The organism is Novosphingobium sp. YAF33 (assembly GCF_052113265.1).
GTDB lineage: Bacteria > Pseudomonadota > Alphaproteobacteria > Sphingomonadales > Sphingomonadaceae > Novosphingobium.
The window spans coordinates 66,572-86,812 of sequence record NZ_JBFRCW010000017.1; the positions used below are offsets into that span (position 1 = coordinate 66,572).

Annotated in this window: 18 protein-coding genes; 5 read left to right on the plus strand and 13 right to left on the minus strand. The window is 66.6% G+C overall.

The window, feature by feature from the left end:
- Positions 1-235 precede the first annotated feature (235 nt).
- The gene (locus AB4Z00_RS23745) at positions 236-1,819 is read left to right on the plus strand and encodes an alkaline phosphatase D family protein (RefSeq protein WP_442047473.1); all 1,584 of its coding nucleotides are present in this window, start codon (positions 236-238) and stop codon (positions 1,817-1,819) included.
- A gap of 348 nt (positions 1,820-2,167) precedes the next feature.
- Here the strand turns inward: AB4Z00_RS23745 and AB4Z00_RS23750 are convergent, their stop codons facing one another.
- The 7 genes from AB4Z00_RS23750 to AB4Z00_RS23780 form a co-directional block, all read right to left on the minus strand.
- A complete protein-coding gene (locus AB4Z00_RS23750) occupies positions 2,168-3,070 on the minus strand; it encodes a glycosidase (RefSeq protein ID WP_442047474.1) in 903 nt (300 codons plus the stop codon).
- A 4-nt stretch (positions 3,071-3,074) separates the two neighbouring features.
- A complete protein-coding gene (locus AB4Z00_RS23755) occupies positions 3,075-3,866 on the minus strand; it encodes an SDR family NAD(P)-dependent oxidoreductase (RefSeq protein ID WP_442047475.1) in 792 nt (263 codons plus the stop codon).
- A 76-nt stretch (positions 3,867-3,942) separates the two neighbouring features.
- Positions 3,943-4,917 carry a copper resistance protein B gene (locus AB4Z00_RS23760; protein WP_442047476.1) on the minus strand — a complete coding sequence of 325 codons (975 nt, stop codon included), beginning with the start codon at positions 4,915-4,917 and terminating at the stop codon, positions 3,943-3,945.
- The gene (locus tag AB4Z00_RS23765) at positions 4,917-6,707 is read right to left on the minus strand and encodes a copper resistance system multicopper oxidase (protein ID WP_442047477.1); all 1,791 of its coding nucleotides are present in this window, start codon (positions 6,705-6,707) and stop codon (positions 4,917-4,919) included. The genes AB4Z00_RS23760 and AB4Z00_RS23765 overlap by 1 nt, the downstream gene beginning before the upstream one ends.
- 24 nt (positions 6,708-6,731) lie before the next feature.
- Positions 6,732-7,301: an RNA polymerase sigma factor gene (locus tag AB4Z00_RS23770; RefSeq protein WP_442047478.1), complete on the minus strand. Its 570-nt coding sequence runs from the start codon at positions 7,299-7,301 to the stop codon at positions 6,732-6,734.
- A gap of 6 nt (positions 7,302-7,307) precedes the next feature.
- Positions 7,308-7,748 carry a periplasmic heavy metal sensor gene (locus AB4Z00_RS23775; RefSeq protein WP_442047479.1) on the minus strand — a complete coding sequence of 147 codons (441 nt, stop codon included), beginning with the start codon at positions 7,746-7,748 and terminating at the stop codon, positions 7,308-7,310.
- Positions 7,749-7,750: 2 nt separating this feature from the next.
- A complete protein-coding gene (locus AB4Z00_RS23780; protein WP_134096120.1) occupies positions 7,751-8,026 on the minus strand; it encodes a hypothetical protein in 276 nt (91 codons plus the stop codon).
- 174 nt (positions 8,027-8,200) lie between these two features.
- Between AB4Z00_RS23780 and AB4Z00_RS23785 the strand changes: the two genes are divergently transcribed.
- From AB4Z00_RS23785 to AB4Z00_RS23795, 3 genes are all read left to right on the plus strand, one after another.
- The gene (locus tag AB4Z00_RS23785) at positions 8,201-8,602 is read left to right on the plus strand and encodes a copper resistance protein CopC (RefSeq protein ID WP_442047480.1); all 402 of its coding nucleotides are present in this window, start codon (positions 8,201-8,203) and stop codon (positions 8,600-8,602) included.
- Positions 8,603-8,642: 40 nt separating this feature from the next.
- Positions 8,643-9,500: an oxygenase MpaB family protein gene (locus AB4Z00_RS23790; protein WP_442047481.1), complete on the plus strand. Its 858-nt coding sequence runs from the start codon at positions 8,643-8,645 to the stop codon at positions 9,498-9,500.
- 146 nt (positions 9,501-9,646) lie between these two features.
- Entirely contained in the window at positions 9,647-9,913 is a 267-nt protein-coding gene (locus AB4Z00_RS23795) for a DUF2171 domain-containing protein (RefSeq protein WP_132269302.1), read from the plus strand.
- A 31-nt stretch (positions 9,914-9,944) separates the two neighbouring features.
- Here AB4Z00_RS23795 and AB4Z00_RS23800 read toward each other — a convergent pair whose 3' ends face one another.
- The 6 genes from AB4Z00_RS23800 to AB4Z00_RS23825 all read right to left on the minus strand — a co-directional run bounded on the left by AB4Z00_RS23800 (position 9,945) and on the right by AB4Z00_RS23825 (position 18,809).
- Positions 9,945-10,106 (minus strand): hypothetical protein, encoded by a 162-nt coding sequence (locus AB4Z00_RS23800; RefSeq protein ID WP_165921515.1) that lies wholly within the window; start codon positions 10,104-10,106, stop codon positions 9,945-9,947.
- Between the two features lie 453 nt (positions 10,107-10,559).
- Positions 10,560-13,367, minus strand: a complete 2,808-nt coding sequence (locus AB4Z00_RS23805; RefSeq protein WP_442047482.1) for a DUF885 family protein — start codon at positions 13,365-13,367, stop codon at positions 10,560-10,562.
- An 8-nt stretch (positions 13,368-13,375) separates the two neighbouring features.
- A complete protein-coding gene (locus tag AB4Z00_RS23810) occupies positions 13,376-15,736 on the minus strand; it encodes a beta-L-arabinofuranosidase domain-containing protein (protein WP_442047483.1) in 2,361 nt (786 codons plus the stop codon).
- A 90-nt stretch (positions 15,737-15,826) separates the two neighbouring features.
- The gene (locus tag AB4Z00_RS23815) at positions 15,827-16,555 is read right to left on the minus strand and encodes a FadR/GntR family transcriptional regulator (RefSeq protein WP_132269299.1); all 729 of its coding nucleotides are present in this window, start codon (positions 16,553-16,555) and stop codon (positions 15,827-15,829) included.
- A gap of 167 nt (positions 16,556-16,722) precedes the next feature.
- Positions 16,723-18,102, minus strand: a complete 1,380-nt coding sequence (locus tag AB4Z00_RS23820; protein ID WP_442047484.1) for an ATP-binding protein — start codon at positions 18,100-18,102, stop codon at positions 16,723-16,725.
- Between the two features lie 29 nt (positions 18,103-18,131).
- Positions 18,132-18,809: a response regulator transcription factor gene (locus tag AB4Z00_RS23825; protein WP_132269296.1), complete on the minus strand. Its 678-nt coding sequence runs from the start codon at positions 18,807-18,809 to the stop codon at positions 18,132-18,134.
- A gap of 147 nt (positions 18,810-18,956) precedes the next feature.
- Here AB4Z00_RS23825 and AB4Z00_RS23830 point away from each other — a divergent pair, with 147 nt between their 5' ends.
- Entirely contained in the window at positions 18,957-20,186 is a 1,230-nt protein-coding gene (locus AB4Z00_RS23830) for a glycosyl transferase (protein ID WP_442047485.1), read from the plus strand.
- The last annotated feature ends 55 nt before the right edge of the window (positions 20,187-20,241 follow it).

A 20,241-nucleotide genomic window follows, 5' to 3' on the forward strand; every position in this document is an offset into this window, starting at 1 on the left:
CTGGCGATGCTGCAACTGCACATGCAATTTTGTCTATTGCGCTGCACCGCAACATGGCGCAAGAAGGACGGGCCTTTCAGGCATCCTCTCCCAAAACTTTTCAAGCCGGTCCCATAGGCCGGCTTTCTTTTTGCTGCGACTGCGTTGCGGCCGCCTCGCCATTTTTCGGCAGGGACCGGCGCCTGCTGGCAATTGTCACGGTTCGGTAACATTGGATGCCGATAGCCCGGCCATCATGACCGAAACCCGCCCCACCGCCCCTCTCGCCTATTCCCGCCGCGCCGTCATGGGAGGCGCGCTGGCCGCGGGGACGCTGTTTTCGATCGGTGCACATGCGGCGGCCGGCCTGCCGCCGGGCCTGTTCACGCTCGGCGTCGCCTCGGGCGATCCCGAACCCGAAAGCGTGATTCTCTGGACCCGCCTCGCGCCGCAGCCCATGGCGCCCGACGGCGGCATGACTTCGGCCCCGGTGGACTTGCGCTGGGAGGTTTCCGAGGATGAGCGCTTCTCGCGGATCGTGCGCTCGGGCGTGGCCCGCGCCGAGGCGCGCTGGGGCCATTCGGTCCATGTCGAGGCTGGGGGCCTGCGACCCGGCCGGGCCTATTTCTACCGCTTCATCGCCGGCGGCGAAGCCAGCCCGGTGGGCCGCACGCGCACGGCCCCKGCACGCGGCGCCGCCGTGGACCGCCTGCGGCTCTGCTTCGCCTCCTGCCAGAAGTACGAGGTCGGCTTCTACGCGGCCTGGCGCCATGTCGTGGAAGAAGACCCGGACCTGATCCTCTTCCTGGGCGATTACATCTACGAAGGCGCGCCCAACAAGAAGGACGCGGTTCGCCTCCACCGCAATCCCGAACCGATGGATCTTGCCGGCTATCGGGTCCGCTATGCCACCTACAAGCTCGACCCCCTGCTCCAGGCCGCCCACCACGCCGCGCCCTGGGCGCTGACCTGGGACGATCACGAGGTGGCCAACGACTATGCAGGGGCGCTGGACCAGGGCAACGGCGATCCGGCCGCATTCCTGCGCCGCCGTGCCGCCGCCTACCAGGCCTATTACGAGCACCAGCCGCTGCGGGCTCGCCCACCGCGCGGGGCGGACATGCGGCTCTATCGCACGCTCGACTGGGGAAGCCTGGCCCAGTTCCAGATCGTCGACGACCGCCAGTACCGGGGGCCGCACGCCTGCCAGCCCGAGGGCCTGATCGAGGCGCACCAGCCTTATCACAGCCGCATCGGCAATTGCGCGGACCTCTATACCCCCTACCGCACGATGCTGGGCGCGGCGCAGGAGCGTTGGCTGGACGAGCGCCTGGGCAAGAGCGCTGCGCAGTGGAACCTGCTCACCCAGCAGACGCTGATGCGCCAGACGGTTCAGCATTACGAGGATGGCGCCGCCGAATACTCGGCGGACAACTGGTCCGGCTATCCTGCCGCGCGCGACCGGATCTTCCGCCGCTGGGCCGAGGCCGGAACCAGCAACCCGCTGGCGCTGGGCGGGGACATCCACGCCTTCGCCGCCGCCGACATCCGCAATCCCGACCGTCCGGACGATGCGCCGATCGCCGCCGAATTCGTGGGCGGATCGATCACCTCGCTCCGGCCGGATCCGGACTTCAAGCGCCTGGCCGCTACCAACGGGCTGGCCTTCGCGGAGAACGACGTGCGCGGCTACGGCCGGATCGACATCGATGCCCGCGGGGCTGCCGTCACTTATCGCGGACTGGCGGACGCCCGGCGCGAGGATTCGGGGATTGCCGACATTGCCCGCTTCTCGCTGGAAGCCGGCAAGCCCGGCCTCCACGTGGAAAGCGTCGGGTAACCGCCGGCTAGCAGGGTTCGAAGGTTCCCGTGAGGTGCAGCCACCATGCGGGGGTCAAGTCGGCAAGGTGCTGGCGCAGCACGCCCGCGATGAGGGGCTGGAAGGCAGCCAACCAGCACGCCATCGTCAGCGGCCTCGATGCGTTTGAACAAGTGCAGCTCAGCGTGCTGCTCGCCAAATTGCTGGCGACCGCGGACTAAGCGCGCGGCGCGCAAGGGAACAAGGATCGGGCAYTCTCCCGCCGCAACGTCCCTGTCCGACGGTCAGGAACTTCCAGCGCCAGAGCGCCCTTCCAGCGCGAGATGAGGGCTGCGAACATCCGGTCAGGTGCGCGGTTCCGGCATGATTCTAGAGACAGCTGCGAACCAGGGCCCGCCGCAGGATCTTGTCCTCCAGCGAGTAGTACAGCCAGACATCGTCCCCGATCACGAGGCAAGAGGCCGCGAAGGCGATGTCGGTCGCATCGCGGCTCCTTGCCGGAGGCGGCATGATGAGAGGTTCGAGGCCGCGTCCGGTCACTTTGCCGAAGTCGGGGGAGAAACTGATCCAGCCGATCCGCCACCGCGCGTCAATCGTGGCGCCGTTGTAGAACATCACCGGGTCGCGCCCGTCCTGCTGAACGATCGGGCCGGTCGACAAGTGCCAGTTGTCCCAGCCCTCTTCACGGATCGAAAAGGGGTCCTCCACCACGGTCCACGGCCCCTCCACCGTCGGGCCGATCGCCATTCCGATCCGCGAGGCATTGTCCCTGGCATATTCGTAGAACAGCCTGAAGCAGCCGTCCGTCCCCTGCGCGAGGGTCGCTTCCTTGATATTGCCCTCGCCGCGCGGCGCCGTGAGCATGACCCGCTGCTCGTGAAGATCCGTAAGCGCCGGCCCTTTCGCCACCAGCAGCGAGCCTTGCTGACGTGCGGCGTCTACCCCGGTGTAGAAAACGAGATAGGCGCCGTCCTCGCCCCGCACGACCGTCGGGTCCTCGCATCCACCAGCGTCATCAGGGTTGGGCCCCGGTATGATCGCCGGAGTTTCGCGCATCCGGAAATGCAATCCGTCGTCGGAATCGCCGCCCCAGATGACGCCGGTAGGGTCGGCCGGCCCCAGCGGGCTCGGCAGCACGCGGACGAGCATTCGATATGTCTCGCCCTCCGTCCAGACGAACGGGCTCATCAGATCGTGATGGGCGAGCCGCCCCTCAGGCCCCGCCACGTCGAGCGTCACATCCTCCAGCGCCTCCACCACATAAGCGACCATGGGCTCAGGCTCCCTGGGCGACGGTGAGCGACAGGGCTCCGTCGATCGTCACCGTCGTTCCGGTGATGTAATCGGCGGCGGGCGAGAGCAGGAACAGGATGAGATCGGCAACTTCTTCCGGCGTGCCGGCCCGGCCCCAGGGTATCGCGGCCTCCTTTCGCTGCAACTCGTCCGGATGGTCCAGCGCGCTCTGGTTCATCGGCGTCAGGATCATGCCGGGGGCAATGCCGTTTACCGCGATATGCTTCGGCGCCAGTTCGAGCGCGAGCGTGGCGGTCAATTGTGCCAGCCCGCCCTTCGCGGCGTCGTAATCCGCCCCGCCTGGACGCGGCGCGCGTTCATGGATCGAAGACACGTTGACGATCCGGCCCCCGCGTCCCGCATCTTCCAGAGCACGCACCATCCGGCGGCAGCTCAGGAAAGGTCCGTAGAGATCGACGCGGACAAGCCGGTCGAATTGAGCCAGCGCCATGTCCCGCAGCATGACGCCGGACATGTTCAGACCGGCAGAGTTGATGAGGAGATCGACGGTACCGAACCGCTGTTCGGCCAGCGTGAAGAGGTTCTCCACGGCCTGCTCGTCGCTGACATCCGCCTTTATCGCTGCTGCCTGGCCCCCGCCCTGGGCAATGGCGGAGACAACGGCATCGGCCGCTTCCGCATCTTCGAAGAAAGTCAGCACCACGGGGACGCCGCGTTTCCCCAGCTTCAGGGCGGTGGCACGGCCGATGCCGGATTCGCCGCCCGTCACGATTGCAACTGAGGTCTCTTCGAAGGGAATGCCGAGATGTGTCATGCAATCGGCAACACCTGAAAAGACCGGGAGTGCCGGCCCATGTCGAACAGCGCGCAAAAAGTAGCGACGGCGCCTGTCAGAACATCGCGCGCGCGCCGAAGACCGCCGAAACGCCCGAGACGCCCTCGCCCGCGGCACGCGCGAATTCGGCAGTCCCGCCCAGCTTGCGCTCCCAGTTCACGCCCACATAGGGTGCCAGGGAACGATTGCGCTCGTAGCGCAGCCTCAAGCCCAGTTCGAGCCGTTCGAAACCAGCGCCCACATTCAGTTCCGGCACGTCCTGGAAGGCGAAATCCACTTCGGCTTCGGGCTCGAGCACCAGCGACTGGGTGACCCTCTGGGTATAGCCCGCCTTGCCGCGCGCGTGGATGTCGCCCTTGTTCGAGACCAGCAGCTGGCCTTCCAGTTCGAACCAGTAAGGTGCCAGTCCCTCGATGCCGAGCAAGGCGTAAGTGCGCCGCGGATCGGGCCGGAAGTCCTGCCGCATGCCCAGTTGCAGATTGAACCACGGGTCCAGCGCATGACGCCAATAGGCGCCCAGTTCGATGCGCTCGGCCCGTTCGCCGAACAGGCCTTCACCCTCGCTGGCCAGCACCACGCGGTCGATATCGCCCCCGTACCAGGCCTGTCCTTCCCAACCGAAGCCGTCGCCGCCCTTGCCCGACCGCCATTCGAGCTGATCGACCTGAAGCGCGAATGTGCTGAACGTCATTTCCTTAACCATTGCCGCACGCGACACCGCCATGCGCGCAGGCGGGAAGAAGCGATCGGCGGGAAAATCGGTTGGCACCGGCGGCGGCGGAGCATCGCCCGGTTCGTCGGAGGCGTTGACTTTGGGCATGGCATGCGCGTCGTGATCCATTCCCTTCATGTCACCCGCGCTCATGTCCATCTGCGCATGATCCATGGAGCCATGATCGCTTCCGGCATGTCGTTCGGCCTGCGGTGCTGTCGCATCGGTTTCCTGCGCCTGCGCCTGAGCGTTCGCCTCCAGCGCCAGCATGGAACCGGGCAGCAACAGCGCGGCAAGGATCGGGAAGCGCCTCGTCATCAGGCTTCCTCCGCCCTGCGTACCGTCACGACGCGCATCATCCCGGCGTGCATGTGGAGCAGCATGTGGCAATGGAAGGCCCAGTCTCCCTCGCCGTCGGCCGTGAGGTCGAAGGAGACCTTGCCTCCGGGCAGCACGTTGACGGTATGCTTGCGCGCCCGGTGCCCCGGCTCTCCGCTGACGAGTTCGAAGAAATGGCCGTGCAGGTGGATGGGGTGCGGCATCATCGTGTCGTTGACCAGGTTGACGCGCACGCGTTCACCCAGACGGAACGGGATCGGCGCCGGGTTCTCCGACATCGCCTCGCCGTCCATGGACCACATGTAGCGCTCCATGTTTGCGGTGAGGTGGACGTCGATCTGGCGGCTCGGCGTGCGCGGATCGGGATTGGCGTCGCGTGCGCGCAGCTGCGCATATGTCAGGACGCGGTGTTCCGCCGTTTCCAGCCCGGTCGGCCGGTCGGCAAGCCGGTCCACCGGCATCGGAGACAGCATCGCGACGCCCGGGCCCATCTTCACGCCCGGCGCGACGGACGGGTCGCGCATTGACATCGAGTGACCCTCCATGTGGCCGGTCATTTCGCCGGACGCCGGCTGGCTGAGGTCGATGACGCCGCCGGCTCCCATATCCATGCCGCCCATATCCATGCCGGACATATCCATACCCATGTCGCGCATGGTGAGCACCGGGCGGGCGCGCAGCTTCGGCGCCTCGGCCACCAGGCCCGGCCGCTGCGCCAGCGTGGCGCGGACGAGGCCGGAACGGTCTATCGCCTCCGCCACGATGGCATGGCTCGGGGCCGTCCCCGGCTCGACGATGAAATCGTAGGTCTCGGCAATGGCGATCTGGACTTCGTCGGTCTCGACCGGCTGCACGGGATTGCCGTCCGCCGCCACCACGGTCAGCGGCAAGCCGGGAATGCGGAAATTGAAATTGGTCATCGAAGAGGCATTGATGACGCGCAGGCGCACTCTCTCGCCCGGCGCGAAGAGTCCGGTCCAGTTCTCGGCATGGCCGTGGCCGTTGATGAGGAAGCTGTAAGTGGAGCCGGTCACGTCCGAAATGTCAGTGGCATCCATCCGCATCTGCGCCCAGGCGAGCCGCTCGGCCAGGGTCTGGTCCCGCCCGGCGAGCAGGCCCGATAGCGTCTGCCTCTGCCGGTTGAAATAGCCGCCCTGCATCTTGAGCCGGCGCATCTGCTCGTGCGGATGGATCGGGCTCCAGTCCGACAGCACCAGCACATGCTCGCGGTCGCAAGCCAGCGGATCGACGCCCGCAGGATCGATCACGATGGGCCCGAACAGCCCTTCGGCTTCCTGCATGCCGGAGTGCGAATGGTACCAGAACGTGCCGGAATGGGTGAGCGGGAACTCGTAAAGGAAAGTCTCACCCGGTTCGATGCCGGGGAAGCTGACGCCGGGAACGCCGTCCATCTGGAACGGTACGAGCAGACCGTGCCAGTGGATCGAACTTTGCACCTTCAGGCGATTGGTGACGGCGATCCGCACCTTGCGGCCTTCCCGCAGGCGCAGCAGCGGCGCGGGCAGCGTGCCGTTCACGGTCACGGCATGGGCAGAGCGGCCTCCGGTGGTGAAGTGGCTCTCGCCGATCTCCAGCGCGATGCTGTCTCCGGAGAGCACTTCCGATCCCGCGCGGGCGTGAGCCAGTCCGGCCGTCCCGCTGCGCGCCCAGGCGGGAAACATGCCGAGCGTTCCGGCCACGGCACCGCCGAGAGCGAGAAAACGCCTGCGTTCCAGCAGGAGGCGAAACTGACTATCGTGGAGCGACATGCACCCGATACGCGGCGCGGCGCCCTATCCCTCGGACAGAAACGACAATTTCTGCCGCGCGCGGTAGATCCGCGTTTCCACGGCCTTGCGGCTGATGCCCAGGATCGCGGCGGCCTCTTCCTGAGAAAGCCCCTCCACGGCGCAGAGCAGCAACGGCTCCTTCAGGGCATCGGGCAGTGCGGCAACGGCAGCGTGAATGCGCTCCACCGCGCGCTGGGAAGAGAGCGTTTCCTCCGGGCTGGGCGCCGGGTCGACAAGGCCGGTCGCCGCCTCGATCGGCAGGGCGAAGGCGAAGAAGCGCCGCACTTTGCGCCGGCGCGCCCAGTCGTGGCATTTGTTGAGGGCGATGCGCAGGATCCACCCGCGAAACGGACGCGCCGGATCGTAACGGCGCAGCGCCAGGAAGGCGGCGACGAAACTCTCCTGCGTCACGTCGAGCGCGTCGGCCTCGTTGCCGAGATGGCCGCGCACCATGCGGAACACCGCGTCGCGGTGCCCCTCCATCAGCGCGGAAAAACCGGCCTGCCGCCCGGCCAGCGCCGCCGCGGCCGCTTCGGCCTCCCAGCGGACCGCTTGCGTGGCTGCCCCGGACACGCCGGGTCAGTCCTGCGGCGCGGTGGTCAATGCCTGGGCGACGGCCCGGTCGAAGCGAGCGGTCTGGTCGGCGCGCAGCACCGCGCGCATGGCGAAGACGTGCCGGAGCGTGGCTTTCTGCAATTCGCCCATGGCCACGTGCGAACGGTCGACCGCTTTCTCCACGTCCGGGCCATAGGCATGTTCATGTGCGATGGCGCGGGCGAGATCGGCGTTGGCAGCCGTCAATTCCCCTTCGAGCTGCTTCCGCTGCCCGGCGAAATCCTGCTCCAATCCGTCTATCCGGCGCTTCTGGCCAGCGTCCAGATCGAGTTCGCCGTGGAGCAAGGCGTGAATGCGGCTTTCGTCCGGCGCATCGGCGCGCAGCTTCTGGCCGATCCACAAGGCGGCCAGCGCCACCAGGAAGGACAGCAGGGCGACAAGTCCATAGCGATAGGCCTGCCGCACGATCAGGAGGCCAGCAAGTGCGAAGGAGCAGCCGCCGGCATGCCCAGCAGCGGCTCGACATGGGCATGGCGATGCTGCGTCGGGGCCAGCGGCATCGACAAGCCGCCCCAGAGCCCGACCACCGCCGCCACGCCGCAGGCCAGCACGAAGCCGCGCCGCGCCGACAGTCGCTCCCGTCCGGCGGCCAGACCTGCCATGACCGGCCCCTCCAGCCCGCCGAGCGCCGCGGGCACGGATTCCCGGCGCAGCCGCGCCAGCATGTCGTCGAGTTCGTTCATCGGCCCGGTTCCATTTCCAACCTTCTGCTCGCGATACGCACGGGCGTAGCGCATCCCTTGAAGGCCGCGGGTAAAAATTCCTGCCGAGCGCACAAGGGATCGGCTGAGGCTCTGCGTATGGTTTCAGGCAAGCCGGAGCAAGCAGCATCGCCCGGCACCCATATCGGAGCTTTCATGCGTTTTCCTGCATTCCCGCTTTCCCCGCGATCAGTTCTGGCCCTGCACCTTGCCCTTGGCGCGGCCGGGCTGGCACCCGCGGCATTCGCCCGCCCGGCCCTCGTCACCGCCGATCCCGCTGCCGATGCCGCCGTGACCAAGCCGACGGTCCTGACCCTGACGTTCTCCGAAGCGCTTGACGCGCCGCTCTCGGGACTGGATCTTGTCATGACCGCGATGCCCGGCATGGCCCACCATCAGCCGATGCCGATCAAGGGCTTCCCGGTGAAGGTCGAAGACCGCAGGATCGCCGCCGCGCTGCCCCGCGCCCTGCCGGCCGGCACTTACCTCCTGACCTGGCATGCCGCCGGCGCCGATCGCGACGGTGCCACGGGCAGCTACAGCTTCACGGTGCGTTGAGCCTCTGTTCCGGCGCGGCGAATTGGGGCACAGTCACCCCATGGCCGCGCTGAGGATTCCCGGGCCCACCCAGGCCCTGCGCAACCTGCTCGTGCGGCAGGTTCGCGCCGTATTCAACGATCGCAGCAAGGGCGAAACGCCGGTCGTGCCCTCCCGGCATGCCCTGTTCGAGCCGGACAGCCCCATCCGCATGGTTCATGCCGATGTCGTGGCGATGATGGTGGGCGGCATGCGCGCCCTGCTGCTGCAGATGCTCCATCCGGCCGCGCTCCAGGGGGTGCTGGACCATTCCGATTTCCGGGAAGACGTGGAAGGCCGCCTGCGCCGCACCGCGCGCTTCATCGCCGTGACCACCTACGGCCACCGGGACGAGGCAGCACGCGTGGTCGGGGTGGTGAACGCCATCCATTCGCGCGTCATGGGGACCCTGCCAGACGGCACGGCTTATTCGGCCACCGATCCGCGTGTGCTCGCCTGGGTGCATCTGGCGGAGGCGACCAGCTTCCTCGAAGCCTATCTCGCCTACGGCAACCCCGCGATGCCACCCGAGGAGCAGGACCGCTATTTCGAGCAGAGCGCCGTGGTCGCCGAGATGCTGGGCGCCGCGCCGGTCCCGCGCGATCGCGCGGAAGCGGCGGCGCTGATGTCGGAAATGCGGCAGGACCTGCGCGGCAGCGCGTCAGCCCGCGAGGTTGCCGCGTTCCTGCTGGAGGGAGAGGGAGCACGGCGGCCCGGCACCGCCATGCGCGCGTTGGGCGCGGCGGCCGTCGACCTGCTGCCGCCCTTTGCCCGCACGATGCTGGAACTGCAGCGGCCCGGCCTCTCGGCCATTCCCGCACTGGCCGGAACCCGCGCCATGGCCGGCGCCATTCGCTGGGCCTTCGCGGGGAGCCGCTAAGCGCAGCGCAGGCGGCGCGCGAGGAACGGCGCCTTGCGCGGGCCGAACGGTCGGCCGGCGGGGATATATCGCGCTTCCGCCCGCGTTCTGCTTCCATGTCCGACCAGCTCGCGTCCGACAAGCTCGTCACTGAAAAGGAAGTTCACATGGCAGATCTCAGCGCAATCGCCGAACACATGGAAATCATCGGCGCCGACGGCGTCCACATCGGCACCGTCGATCATGTCGAGGGCGACCGGATCAAGATGACCAAGGCCGACAGCGGCTCCCACGGCAGCCACCACCACTACATCCCGGGCGGACTGGTCGCTGCGGTGTCGGACGGACAGGTCCGCCTCTCGGCCGCGGGCGACGTGGCGCTCCTGTTCGAAGAGGAACAGGGCGGCGAAGCCATTTCCGACCATCGCGCCTGATCGGCGCAATACGCCGGATCAAGCTGCGCGATCAGGCAGCGAGAGGCAGTTCGCGTGCGGCGGCAGGAGCTTCGGCTTCGGTCGCCGCAGGCGTTTCGGCCTGGGCAGTGGCCTGCGCCAGCGCGGGGATGTGGCGTTCGGCCATGACGACATCACGGCGATAGGCGAAATAGAGCGAAACAAGCGAGAACATCGGGAATACCTTTGGGGCGTGCAGCGCAGTGCTGCATTGCAACATTCCCGCTATGTGATCCCAACTTACGCTTGCTGCAAATGCAAGCACTTCGCTTTGGGTTGCATATTGCGCAATTGGAGCTGGTGCGGCTGTAGAGATGTCGCGCCCAGCGCCGCCATTCTCGGCAAAGCGTCGCAATTGACGCTAATGCAAGCTTGATCGTGCAAACCGGGCAAAGTGAGCTCCCTGCCCCTTGCACCGTTATCCCCTTCATGAAGAAAGACGGGACGGTTCGGCCGGACAAACCCGGCTGCCTATACGGTTGGGAACGGCAAAAATCGGCTCGGTGCCGCGAAAATTCAAACCGCAATCCGATATTGCGTAAAACGCAATTTTGCATGTGCGAAGCGAAACAGACCGGCAATCTTTGCGAGTCGACCGCCGCGCCGTGTGGGCGCGGCGGTCCTCTGCTTATTCCTCGTCCGGATAAGGGCCCTTGCCGCCATCCTTGATGAGCTGGTCCACGCGCTGGTCGATCAGCGGCAGCGGCACGCCGCCCAGTTCCAGCACGGCGTCATGGAAGGCGCGGATATTGAACTTGGGACCGAGCGCGGTCTCCGCCTTCTTGCGCGCGTCCACGAAGGCGAGCTGGCCCATGTAGTAGGACAGGGCCTGCCCAGGCCAGGAGATGTAGCGGTCCACCTCGGTCTCGATCTCGTGATCGGAAAGCGCCGTGTTGTCGCGCAAGTATTGCTGAGCCTGCTCGCGGGTCCAGCCCATGGCGTGGATACCGGTATCGACCACCAGGCGCGAAGCGCGCCAGGCCTGGTAGCTGAGCATGCCGAAGCGGTCGTAGGGCGTTTCGTACATGCCCATGTCCTCGCCCAGCGCCTCGCAATAGAGCGCCCAGCCTTCGCCGTAGGCCGAGAGGTAGCTGTCGCGGCGGAAGGCCGGCAGGTCCTTGTTCTCCATCGCCAGCGGCATCTGCATGGCATGGCCCGGCGCGGATTCGTGCAGGGTCAGCGCGATCTGCGAGTAGAACGGGCGGCTGGGCAGGTCGTACGTGTTGACCAGATAGATGCCGGGACCACCGCGGCCACCGGTATAGAAGGGCGCGATGTCGTCCGGCACCGGCTTGATGGCAAAGCGGCTGCGCGGCATGTGGCCGAAGAACTGGTCCGCCTTGCCGTCGAAGGTCTTGGCGATCCAGGCGGCGCGATAGAGCAGCTCGTTCGGGGTCTTGGGATAGAACTGCGGATCGGTGCGCAGGAAGTGCAGGAACGCCTTGAGGTCGCCCTTGAACTCCACCTGCTGCATCACCTCGGCCATCTGCGAACGGATGCGCGCCATTTCGCTGAGACCGATCTGGTGGATCTGCTCCGGCGTCCTGTCGAGCGTGACGAACTCGGCGATCTTCGACTGGTAATAGGCCTTGCCGTCCGGCAGGTCGTAGGCCGCCAGCGACTTGCGCGCGCCGACCTCGTATTCGCTGCGCATGAAGGTGAGCAGCTTGGCATGGGCCGGCACGACGCCGCCGGAAATGAGCGTGCGGGCCTCGGCGCGCAGCTTTTCCTGCTCGGCGGCAGGGATCGTCGAAGGCAGCTTGCGCAGCGGCTCATAGAACGGCGAGGCTTCCGCCGTCTTGGCCTGGACCACCAGTTCGATGCCCTTGTCACGTCCGGTCAACGTCACTTGCGGGCCGGTGAAGCCGCGCTTCAGGCCCGCGCGCATGTTCTCGATCTGCTGGTCGTAATAGCGCGGGATCTGGCGCAGCATCGCCAGGTAGTTCTCGGCGGCGGCCTGGTCCTTGACCGGATTGCGCGCCCAGTCGGCCAGATCGCCCCAGAAGCTGGTGTCGGCGTTGAACGGCTTCTCGTAATCGCGGAAGCGCTGCGAGGCGAGGAGCGCGTCGACCTGGCCCTTGTAGACGGCGAAGTTCACGCGGTTGGCGGGCGAGAGCTGCTTCTGGTCGATGGCGGCAAGCTGGCCTTCCACCTGCTCCCAGCGCGCGAGGCGTTCGGCCTGCGCCTTGGGGCCGAGGTCGGGCAGGGTGACCTTGCAGTCCTTCGGCGTGTCCTCGCAGGGCGCGAACTGGCTCTGGCGCCAGGTATATTCCGCCGTGTAGACCGCCTCGAACGCCTGGTCGGCGGTCTGCTTCACGGCATGCTGGGCGGCAGGAGCGGCGGCAACCATGGAGGGCGAGGCGGCCAGAGCGGCGCCGGCCAGCAACATGGCCCGGCCAACCGAATTCTTCACGTCATTTCCCCTTTCGAGAACTTCGAGAATGTCCTGGTGGAGCTTCGCCGGAATGCGCAGCCCCTCCTTGTCGGATCGCGCGCGCGCGATCAGGCGGCGCGATCCCGGCAGGCGCGCGCCCTGCCCTTCGATCATGTCGAACATGGCTTCGGCGCGGCGCAGATGCTCCTCCACACCCGCGCCGAGGAAGCCCGCCGGGTCGATGGCGATGATGAATTCGCCGCCGATGGGAGAGCCGCCGCGGTCCTGATCGGCCGCCATCGATTCCGCGCTGGTCATGTCGCCGATCAGCGGACCTGCCAGCAGTTCGACCATCGCCGCGAGCGCCGAGCCCTTGTGGCCGCCGAAGGTGCGCATGGCACCGTCGAGCACGGCCTTGGCATCGCTCGAYGGATTGCCCTCCGCGTCATAGCCCCAGTCGAGCGGAATTTCCTTGCCCGCGCGGCGGTGCAGTTCGATCTCGCCGCGCGCAACAGCGCTGGTGGCGAAGTCGAAGACGAAAGGAGCGCGATCGGGGCGGGGCCAGCCGAAAGCGATCGGATTGGTGCCGAACACCGGCTTGGTCCCGCCCGCAGGCGCCACCCACGAGTGGCTCGGCGTGAAGGCGAAGGCGACGAGACCCTGCTCGGCCAGCGCCTCGACCTCGGGCCAGAGCGCGGCGAAATGGACCACGTTATTCAGCGCCATCGCGGCGATGCCGAACTTCCGCGCCTTTTCCACCAAGAGCGGCATGCCGCGCTCGAAGGGAAGCTGGGCGAAGCCGCCCTTCCCGTCCACGCGCACCAGCGCCTGCGCCGGCTCGGTCACTTCGGGCACGGCATCGGGCACCACGACCCCGCGCTCGACCGAATTGGCGGCGACGAGGAGGCGGTAAAGCCCATGCGAGGTGCAGCCGTCCCGCTCGCCCGACACCATGGTGTGGGCGACCGCGGCGGCATGATCGGGCGCAAGACCCCAGGCTTCGAGCACCGTGCGGGCGAGTTCGTCCGCCTCGGCTATCGTCAGGGCAACGTCTTCACTCAAGGACAGGCTCACTTCTTCTCGGTAAACAGGCGCACGCCGAAGACCGGACCGGCCGAGCTGCGATCATGCGGCACGAAGCGCACCTTCACGCTGCTCTTGCCCTTGGTCAGCGCCTCGGGCAGCGGATAGTCGACATCGAAGAACTTGCCCGCTGCATCGTTGTCGAGCTTCTGGGTGGCGATCTTCACATTGTCGACCAGGATGTCGAAGACGCGCGAACGCTCGCTGCCCCAGTAGCTCGCTTGAAGCAGCAGCGGGCCCGGCTTTACCTTCATCTTGAACTCGAAGAAGCCACCCGAGCGGGCATCGCGTCCGTTGCGGCCACGATAGGAGACCGGGTACGAGATTTCCGAGGTCAGCTCGTGGTCGCGCTCGGGCTGCATTTCGCCCAGGTGCATCACATCGATCGAGCGGGCGGCGAGGTCCTTCTGGCGTGCCTGTTCGGCCAGGAACGCGGCTTCTTCCGTCTTCCAGCCGCTTTCGGTGAAGCGCTTGAAGTAGACGGCGCTGCGGCGGTCGTACTGGCTGTAGAACGGCGCGAACATGCGGTCGCCCGGACGGATGATGCCGGTGGTCTGGTAACGCGGACGGTCCGAGACCATCGGCGCGAAGGCGGCCAGCGGGTTGTCGCCGACCATGGCGGGCTCGACTCCGGTGAACTCCATTTCGGCCGGGCCGAGATCGGCGGCCATGACCATCGGGCCGCGCACCACGGCCACGACGTCTTGCGAGCCCTGCGCGGTTTCAAGGCGCAGTTCCAGCGGCAGGTTGAGCGCGATCACGTCGCCCTTCTTCCAGCGGCGGTCGATCACGGCATAGCCGCCGACCGGCGTGGCGGGCACCGGCGCGCCGTTGACAGTGATGGTGGCCTTGCCGTTCGACCAGCCCGGAATACGCAGCGCCACGGCGAACTTGCCCTGCTTCACCGCGTCCAGCGTGATCTTCACGTCCGACTTGAAGGGGTATTCGGTGGCGATGGTGAAGACCGCGCCCTTGGCCTTCCACTGCCCGGTCGACGGGATGTAGAGGTTGACGAAGAAGGTATCATCGCCTTCCCAGAAAATGGAATCGCCGTGCTTGGAATGGCTTTCCATGCCCGAGCCAACGCAGCACCAGAAGGCTTCCTCGCCCGGGCCCGAATAGCCGCGCGGGGCGCCGCTCATCATCGGCGTCATGTACGTGAAGCCGCCCGTCTCGGGGTTCTGCGCCGACATGACGTGGTTGAGGTGCGCGCGTTCGTAATAGTCGAAGAGCGCGCCGTCCGGCTGCCACGCGTAGAGCTGACGGGTCAGCTTGAGCATGTTGTAGGTGTTGCAATGCTCGCAGGTGGATTCCGTGAGGTGCAACGCGACGGTATCGGGCTCGAAGAAATACTCGCGGTCGGCATTGCCGCCGATCACGTAGCTGTGATGCTGGGTCACGCGTTCCCAGAAGAAGCGGGCGGCGCGGCCCGGCTCGTCCTTGCCGGTCAGCTCGTGGATGCGCGCCAGGCCGATCAGCTTGGGCACCTGCGTATTGGCGTGGAAGTTGGAGAGCTTGTCCTCCTGCGCCACCAGCGGATCGAGCACCTTCTTGTCGTAGATGCGCTCCGCCACCTTGAGCCAGCGCAGATCGCCGGTCTGCGCATAGAGTTCGGCATAGCTTTCGTTGAGGCCGCCATATTCGCAGCCCAGCAGTTCCTGCATCTGCTTGTCGTCAAGCGCGGCGAAGACCTTCTCGAAGTACCCGCCAAGGCCGATCACGACTTCCAGCGCCTTGGCATTGCCCCAGGCCGAATGGATATCGAGCAGGCCGGCGAAGTACTTGTGCACGGTGTAGAGCGGCGACCACGAACCGTTGAGGTCGAACCCGCCGGACTTGATCTCACCGCGCATCACTTCAGGGAAGATTTCCTGCCCGTCGACGACCTTGCCGTCCTTGGTCTTGCGACCGAGTGCACCGATGTAGCCGTCCTGGCGCTGCGCCTGGCAAAGCGCCAGTTCGTCGACGATATAGTCGGCGCGGCGGCGGCATTCGGGGTTGCCCGTCTGCTGCCAGGTCAGCACCAGCGCGGTCATGTAGTGGCCCAGCGTATGGCCGGCGATGGTATCGGATTCCCAGCCGCCATAGATCGGCGCCTTGGGCTCCAGCCCGGCGTACTTGCGGAAGTTGTGCAGGAAGCGATCGGGGCTGAGCGACATCAGGTAGTCGACATTGACGTCCACCGCCGTGGCATAGTCCGACGGCGCCAGGCGCACGTCGGTCAGCGGCAGCGGCTTCGCCTTGATCGGCAGCTTGGGAGCGACGACGGCCGCAAAGCCCTTGAGAGGGACAGAGCAAATAGCCAGCGCCGCCACGCCAGCCATCCATTCGCGCCGATTGGCCTGCATTTTAAAACCCCTATCGAATATCGTATACGGTATTGATAGAACGAGGGGGTCTGGAGTCAATCCTTTCTTTGCAGCAATTCCGTCACGACTTCAGCGGCGCAGCGCCACTTGGGTATCGGCATGGGCGAGTTCGATCAACGTAATCATCGCCTTGCGGGCCTTTGCGGGATTGCCCTCGGCGATCTGCGCGTAGAGGGCGTGATGCTCGGGCATGGGATCGCGCGGACTGTCCTGCATGCCGTGCTTGATCGCCGTCGTCGAGGCGATGGCGGTCGAGATCGAGTTCGACAGCGCCAGCAGCATCTCGTTGCGGGTGGCCTCCATCAGCAGTTCGTGGAAGCGGATGTCCGCCGCCCGGCCCTTGGGGCTGGTGAGGGTATAGCGCTCCATCGAATCCAGCGCGTTGGCCATGTCCAGCAATTGCCGCTCGTCTCGCCGCAGGGCAGCCATTTCCGCTGCTTGCGGCTCCACCACCATGCGCAGTTCGAACAAGTCGCGCAGGAATTCGTCACTGGCGCCGCACTGGATCTGCCAGGAGAGCACATCGGGATCGAGCAGGTTCCACTTGCGCCGCTCGTTCACGCGAGTCCCCGCCTTGGGCCTGCTGCTGACCAGGCCTTTTGCCGTCAACATGCGAAACGCCTCGCGCAGGACCGAGCGCGAGACGCCGAGCAATTCGGCATGCTCCACTTCGGCCGGGAATACGTGCCCCGGAGGATAGTCGCCATTGACGACATGCGTGGCCAGTCTCTGAGCCACTGCATGATGCAGGCGCCCGCTCAACAGCGGAAGCGCTTCGCCGGCCTCGCCTGATTCCATGCCCGGCCTCTTGTTTGCCATCATGCTCGCTCTCGTCGTTTGCATTTGGTCTGTAATATCGAAACCGATCTGGCTAGCCTGAAAATGAACAGATTATATATCGTATATTTTTTCAAGACATCAAGAACGTCGAATGGCGGGTGGAAGATGGGCCCTGCAGCGGCATGCTATAACGGCCTGACGGGAAAGCGCAGCACCACGCTCAGGCCCGGACGATTGTCGCTGAAGACGACCCTTGCCCCGTGAACTTGCGCGATCGCGGCGACCATGCTGAGCCCCAGCCCTTCACCGGGGATTCCCGCCGAACCCTCGGCGCGGTAGAACGGCTCGGTCACCCGCGCAAGATCGGCGGGGGACAGGCCCGGCCCGTTGTCCGCCACGGCCAGCAGAAGCTCAGCGCCCTGCCGCCCCGCCCGCACATCGACGCGGCTGCCGTCCGGCACATGCTTCAGGGCATTGTCGAGCAAGTTGGACATCGCCTGGAACACCATGTCCAGATCGAGATCCGCCACCAGCGGCCGCCGCGCGTCGAGCACCAGATCGATATCGCGCCGCTCGGCCTCCGGCTGGTAGAATTCCACCACGTCTTCCAGCAGTTGCACAACGTCGGTGCGCTGAAGATGCACCGTCGCCCGGCCGCCTTCCAGCCGCGAGATGCGGATCAGGGCTGCGAAGATCGCCCGCAGCCGGTTGGCCTCGACGATGGCTTCGGCCACCGCCTGCCGCGCGGCGGGATCGCCTCTGAAATCCTCGCCAAGATCGTGTTCCAGCACTTCCAGCTTGCCCGCCAGACGCGCCAGCGGGGTGCGCAGCTCGTGCGCGACATTGTCGGACACGCGCCGCACCGCCTCGAACAGGGTCTCGATCCGCGACAGCATCAGGTTGAGCGTCGCGCAGAGCCGGTCGAAATCGTCGCGCGTGCCGCGCACCGGGACACGGCCGGACAAGTCCCCCTCCATCACCTGGAGCGCGGTGTTCACCACCGCCTCGATCCGCTTGCCGATGGCCTGGCTCATCAGCCAGCCCCCGGTTATGCCCAGCGCCAGCGACCCGAAGAGCATCCAGAGAGCGCCGGTGCGCAGAAGGTCCTCGTCATCGACGATGTCCTGCACGTCGCGCCCCACGATCACACGCGCGCCGTCCGGCATGGCCCGATCGCGGACGAAAGCGGAATGGTCGATCTCGAACCCGTCGACGAACTTGTCCGCCTCGATCACCGAAAGATCCCGCGCCGGCCGCGGCGGCCAGCTCGGCAGATTGGCGGCCACGATCTCGCCATCGGGCGCCACCAGCACATGGAAGGGCACGCGCGCCGCAGCGGTATGCGCGCGCCGGTCCAGCGCCGCGCGGGCCGCGGCGATTCCCGACTTGCGATAGATCCGCGCCACCTCGCCCGCCTCGGCCTCCACCGTGGCCCGCACGTCCGCCATCGGCCGCACCACCCGCCACCAGTACCCCGCGCCGAACAGCAGGCCGACGGACAGGCTGAACAGCAGCGCATAGGTCAGCGCCAGACGGAACGACAGGCTGCGAAAAAGGCGGGTCATGGCCGCATCATCCCGGTATCAGGCCGCGGTCATTCGGGGCGCATGACATAGCCGAGGCCCCTGATCGTATGGATCAGCGGCGCCTCGTCCTCCCGCGCGATCTTTTGCCGCAGCTTCGAGATGTGCTGGTCGATGATATTGGTCTGGGGGTCGAAATTGTAGTCCCAGACGTTCTCCAGCAGCATGGACCGCGTCACCACCCGCCCGGCATTGCGCGCCAGATAGGCCAGGATTCGCAGTTCCCGCAGGGTCAGGTTGATCCGCCGCCCGGCGCGCGAGACGACATGGGCGACAAGGTCGATCTCCAGGTCCGCCACCCGCAAATGGTCGCTCGGCTCCGCAACCGCCGCGCCGCGCCTGCCCAGGCTTTCGACCCGCGCGAGCAGTTCGGACATGGCGAAAGGCTTGGCCATGTAGTCGTCCCCGCCCGCCCGCAGGCCGCGCACGCGCTCGTCCACATCGCCCAGCGCACTGACGATCAGCACCGGCGTGGCGTTCTCCGTCGCCCGCAGCGCCGCCAGCAGCTTGAGCCCGTCGAGCGAAGGGAGCATGCGGTCCAGCACGATCACGTCGTAGATCTCGCAAGTCGCCTGGACCAGGCCCTCGCGCCCATCCGCGCAGTGTTCCACGACATGCCCGGCCTCGCGAAGCCCTGCCGCGACATGGGCGGCCAGGCTTTCATCGTCTTCGACCAGCAGTATCTGCATTGTTCGTGTCCGGGCGGGATAAAGGACGGGAATCGTGCTCGTACCGGCACGAGGCCGCGCCGTCGAGAGCGGGGTCGGCGCGGCAAGATGGGCAAATCCAAATGTTTCCGCAATCATCCCGCGACGGAAATCGCGCATGGGGGCAGGATGTCCGCTTTGATTGCAGCCCCCTCGCACGTTCCCATGCCGCCGCCCGCCACCACGCTGCGGGGCGCGAAGCCCGGCCTCATCCATGTCCTGGCGATCGGCGGCGCGCATCAGTTGCCCCATATCGTCCCGGTGGCCTGCGAACTGGAGCGGCGCCATCCGGGCACGGTGAAGATCTTCGTGCCCAAGGCCGCCGATGCCCGCGCAGTGCGCGATCTTGCCGCCGGCATGGGGCTGCCGCTGCCGGCCCTGGTGGAGATGCGTCTTCCACCCGCACTCGGCGCGATCGTTCCGGGCTTCGCGCGCAAGCTGGCCCGCCTGCTCTACTGGTCGCCGCTGCTGCGCGATGCCGAACTCATACTCTGCGCCGAGCGAACCTCGACGATCCTGCCGCGGCTATGGAAGCAATGCCCGCCGCTCGTGCACATTCCCCATGGTGCCGGAGACCGCGCCGTCGGTTTCGAGAAGCGCTTCGAGCTGTTCGATCACGTCATCGTGGCCGGCGCCAAGGACCGCGACCGCCTGCTGGAGGCCGGTCTCGTCACCCCGGAACGCTGCACCGCCGCCGGCCCGATCAAGCTCGCCGCGATGCTGCGAACGGGGATCGACCGCGCGCCGCTGTTCGCGAACGGGCGCAAGACGATCCTTTACAACCCGCACTTCACCAGGAAGCTCAATTCCTTCGACGCTTTCGCCCGGAAACTGATCGAGGCCGTGGTCAAGGACGGCCGCTACAACCTGGTCGTCGCGCCGCACGTACGCATGGCCGCGCGCTGGTCCGCGCGCCAGCGCCGCGAATGGGAAGCGCTGGCCGTGCCGGGGCAAGTGATCGTCGACCTGGGCTCGCCGCGCTGCAACGACATGACGTATACCTGCGGCGCGGATCTCTACCTGGGCGATGTCAGCAGCCAGGTCTACGAGTTCCTGATCCGCCCGCGCGCGTGCCTCTTCATCAATGCCCATGGCGCCGACTGGCAGGACTGCGAGGACTACGCCATGTGGCACTTTGGGGATGTCGTCACGCCCGATGCCGACCCGATCGCCGCGATCGACCAGGCCTTCGCCGATCACCGCGCCTACGTGGCCTGGCAGAAGGAGCGGATGCGCTATTCGATCGGCGGTCTCGACTGGAAGCCCGACGGCACCCCCTTCATCGCCGGCGAGGATCCGATCCGCATTGCGGCGGATATCGTCTCGCGCACGGCCGGGCTGCAACCCGCGGCGGCCTGATGCAAGGAAAGGCGCCCGTTCCTTCCGGCACGGGCGCCTTTCCTTGCACTTCGTT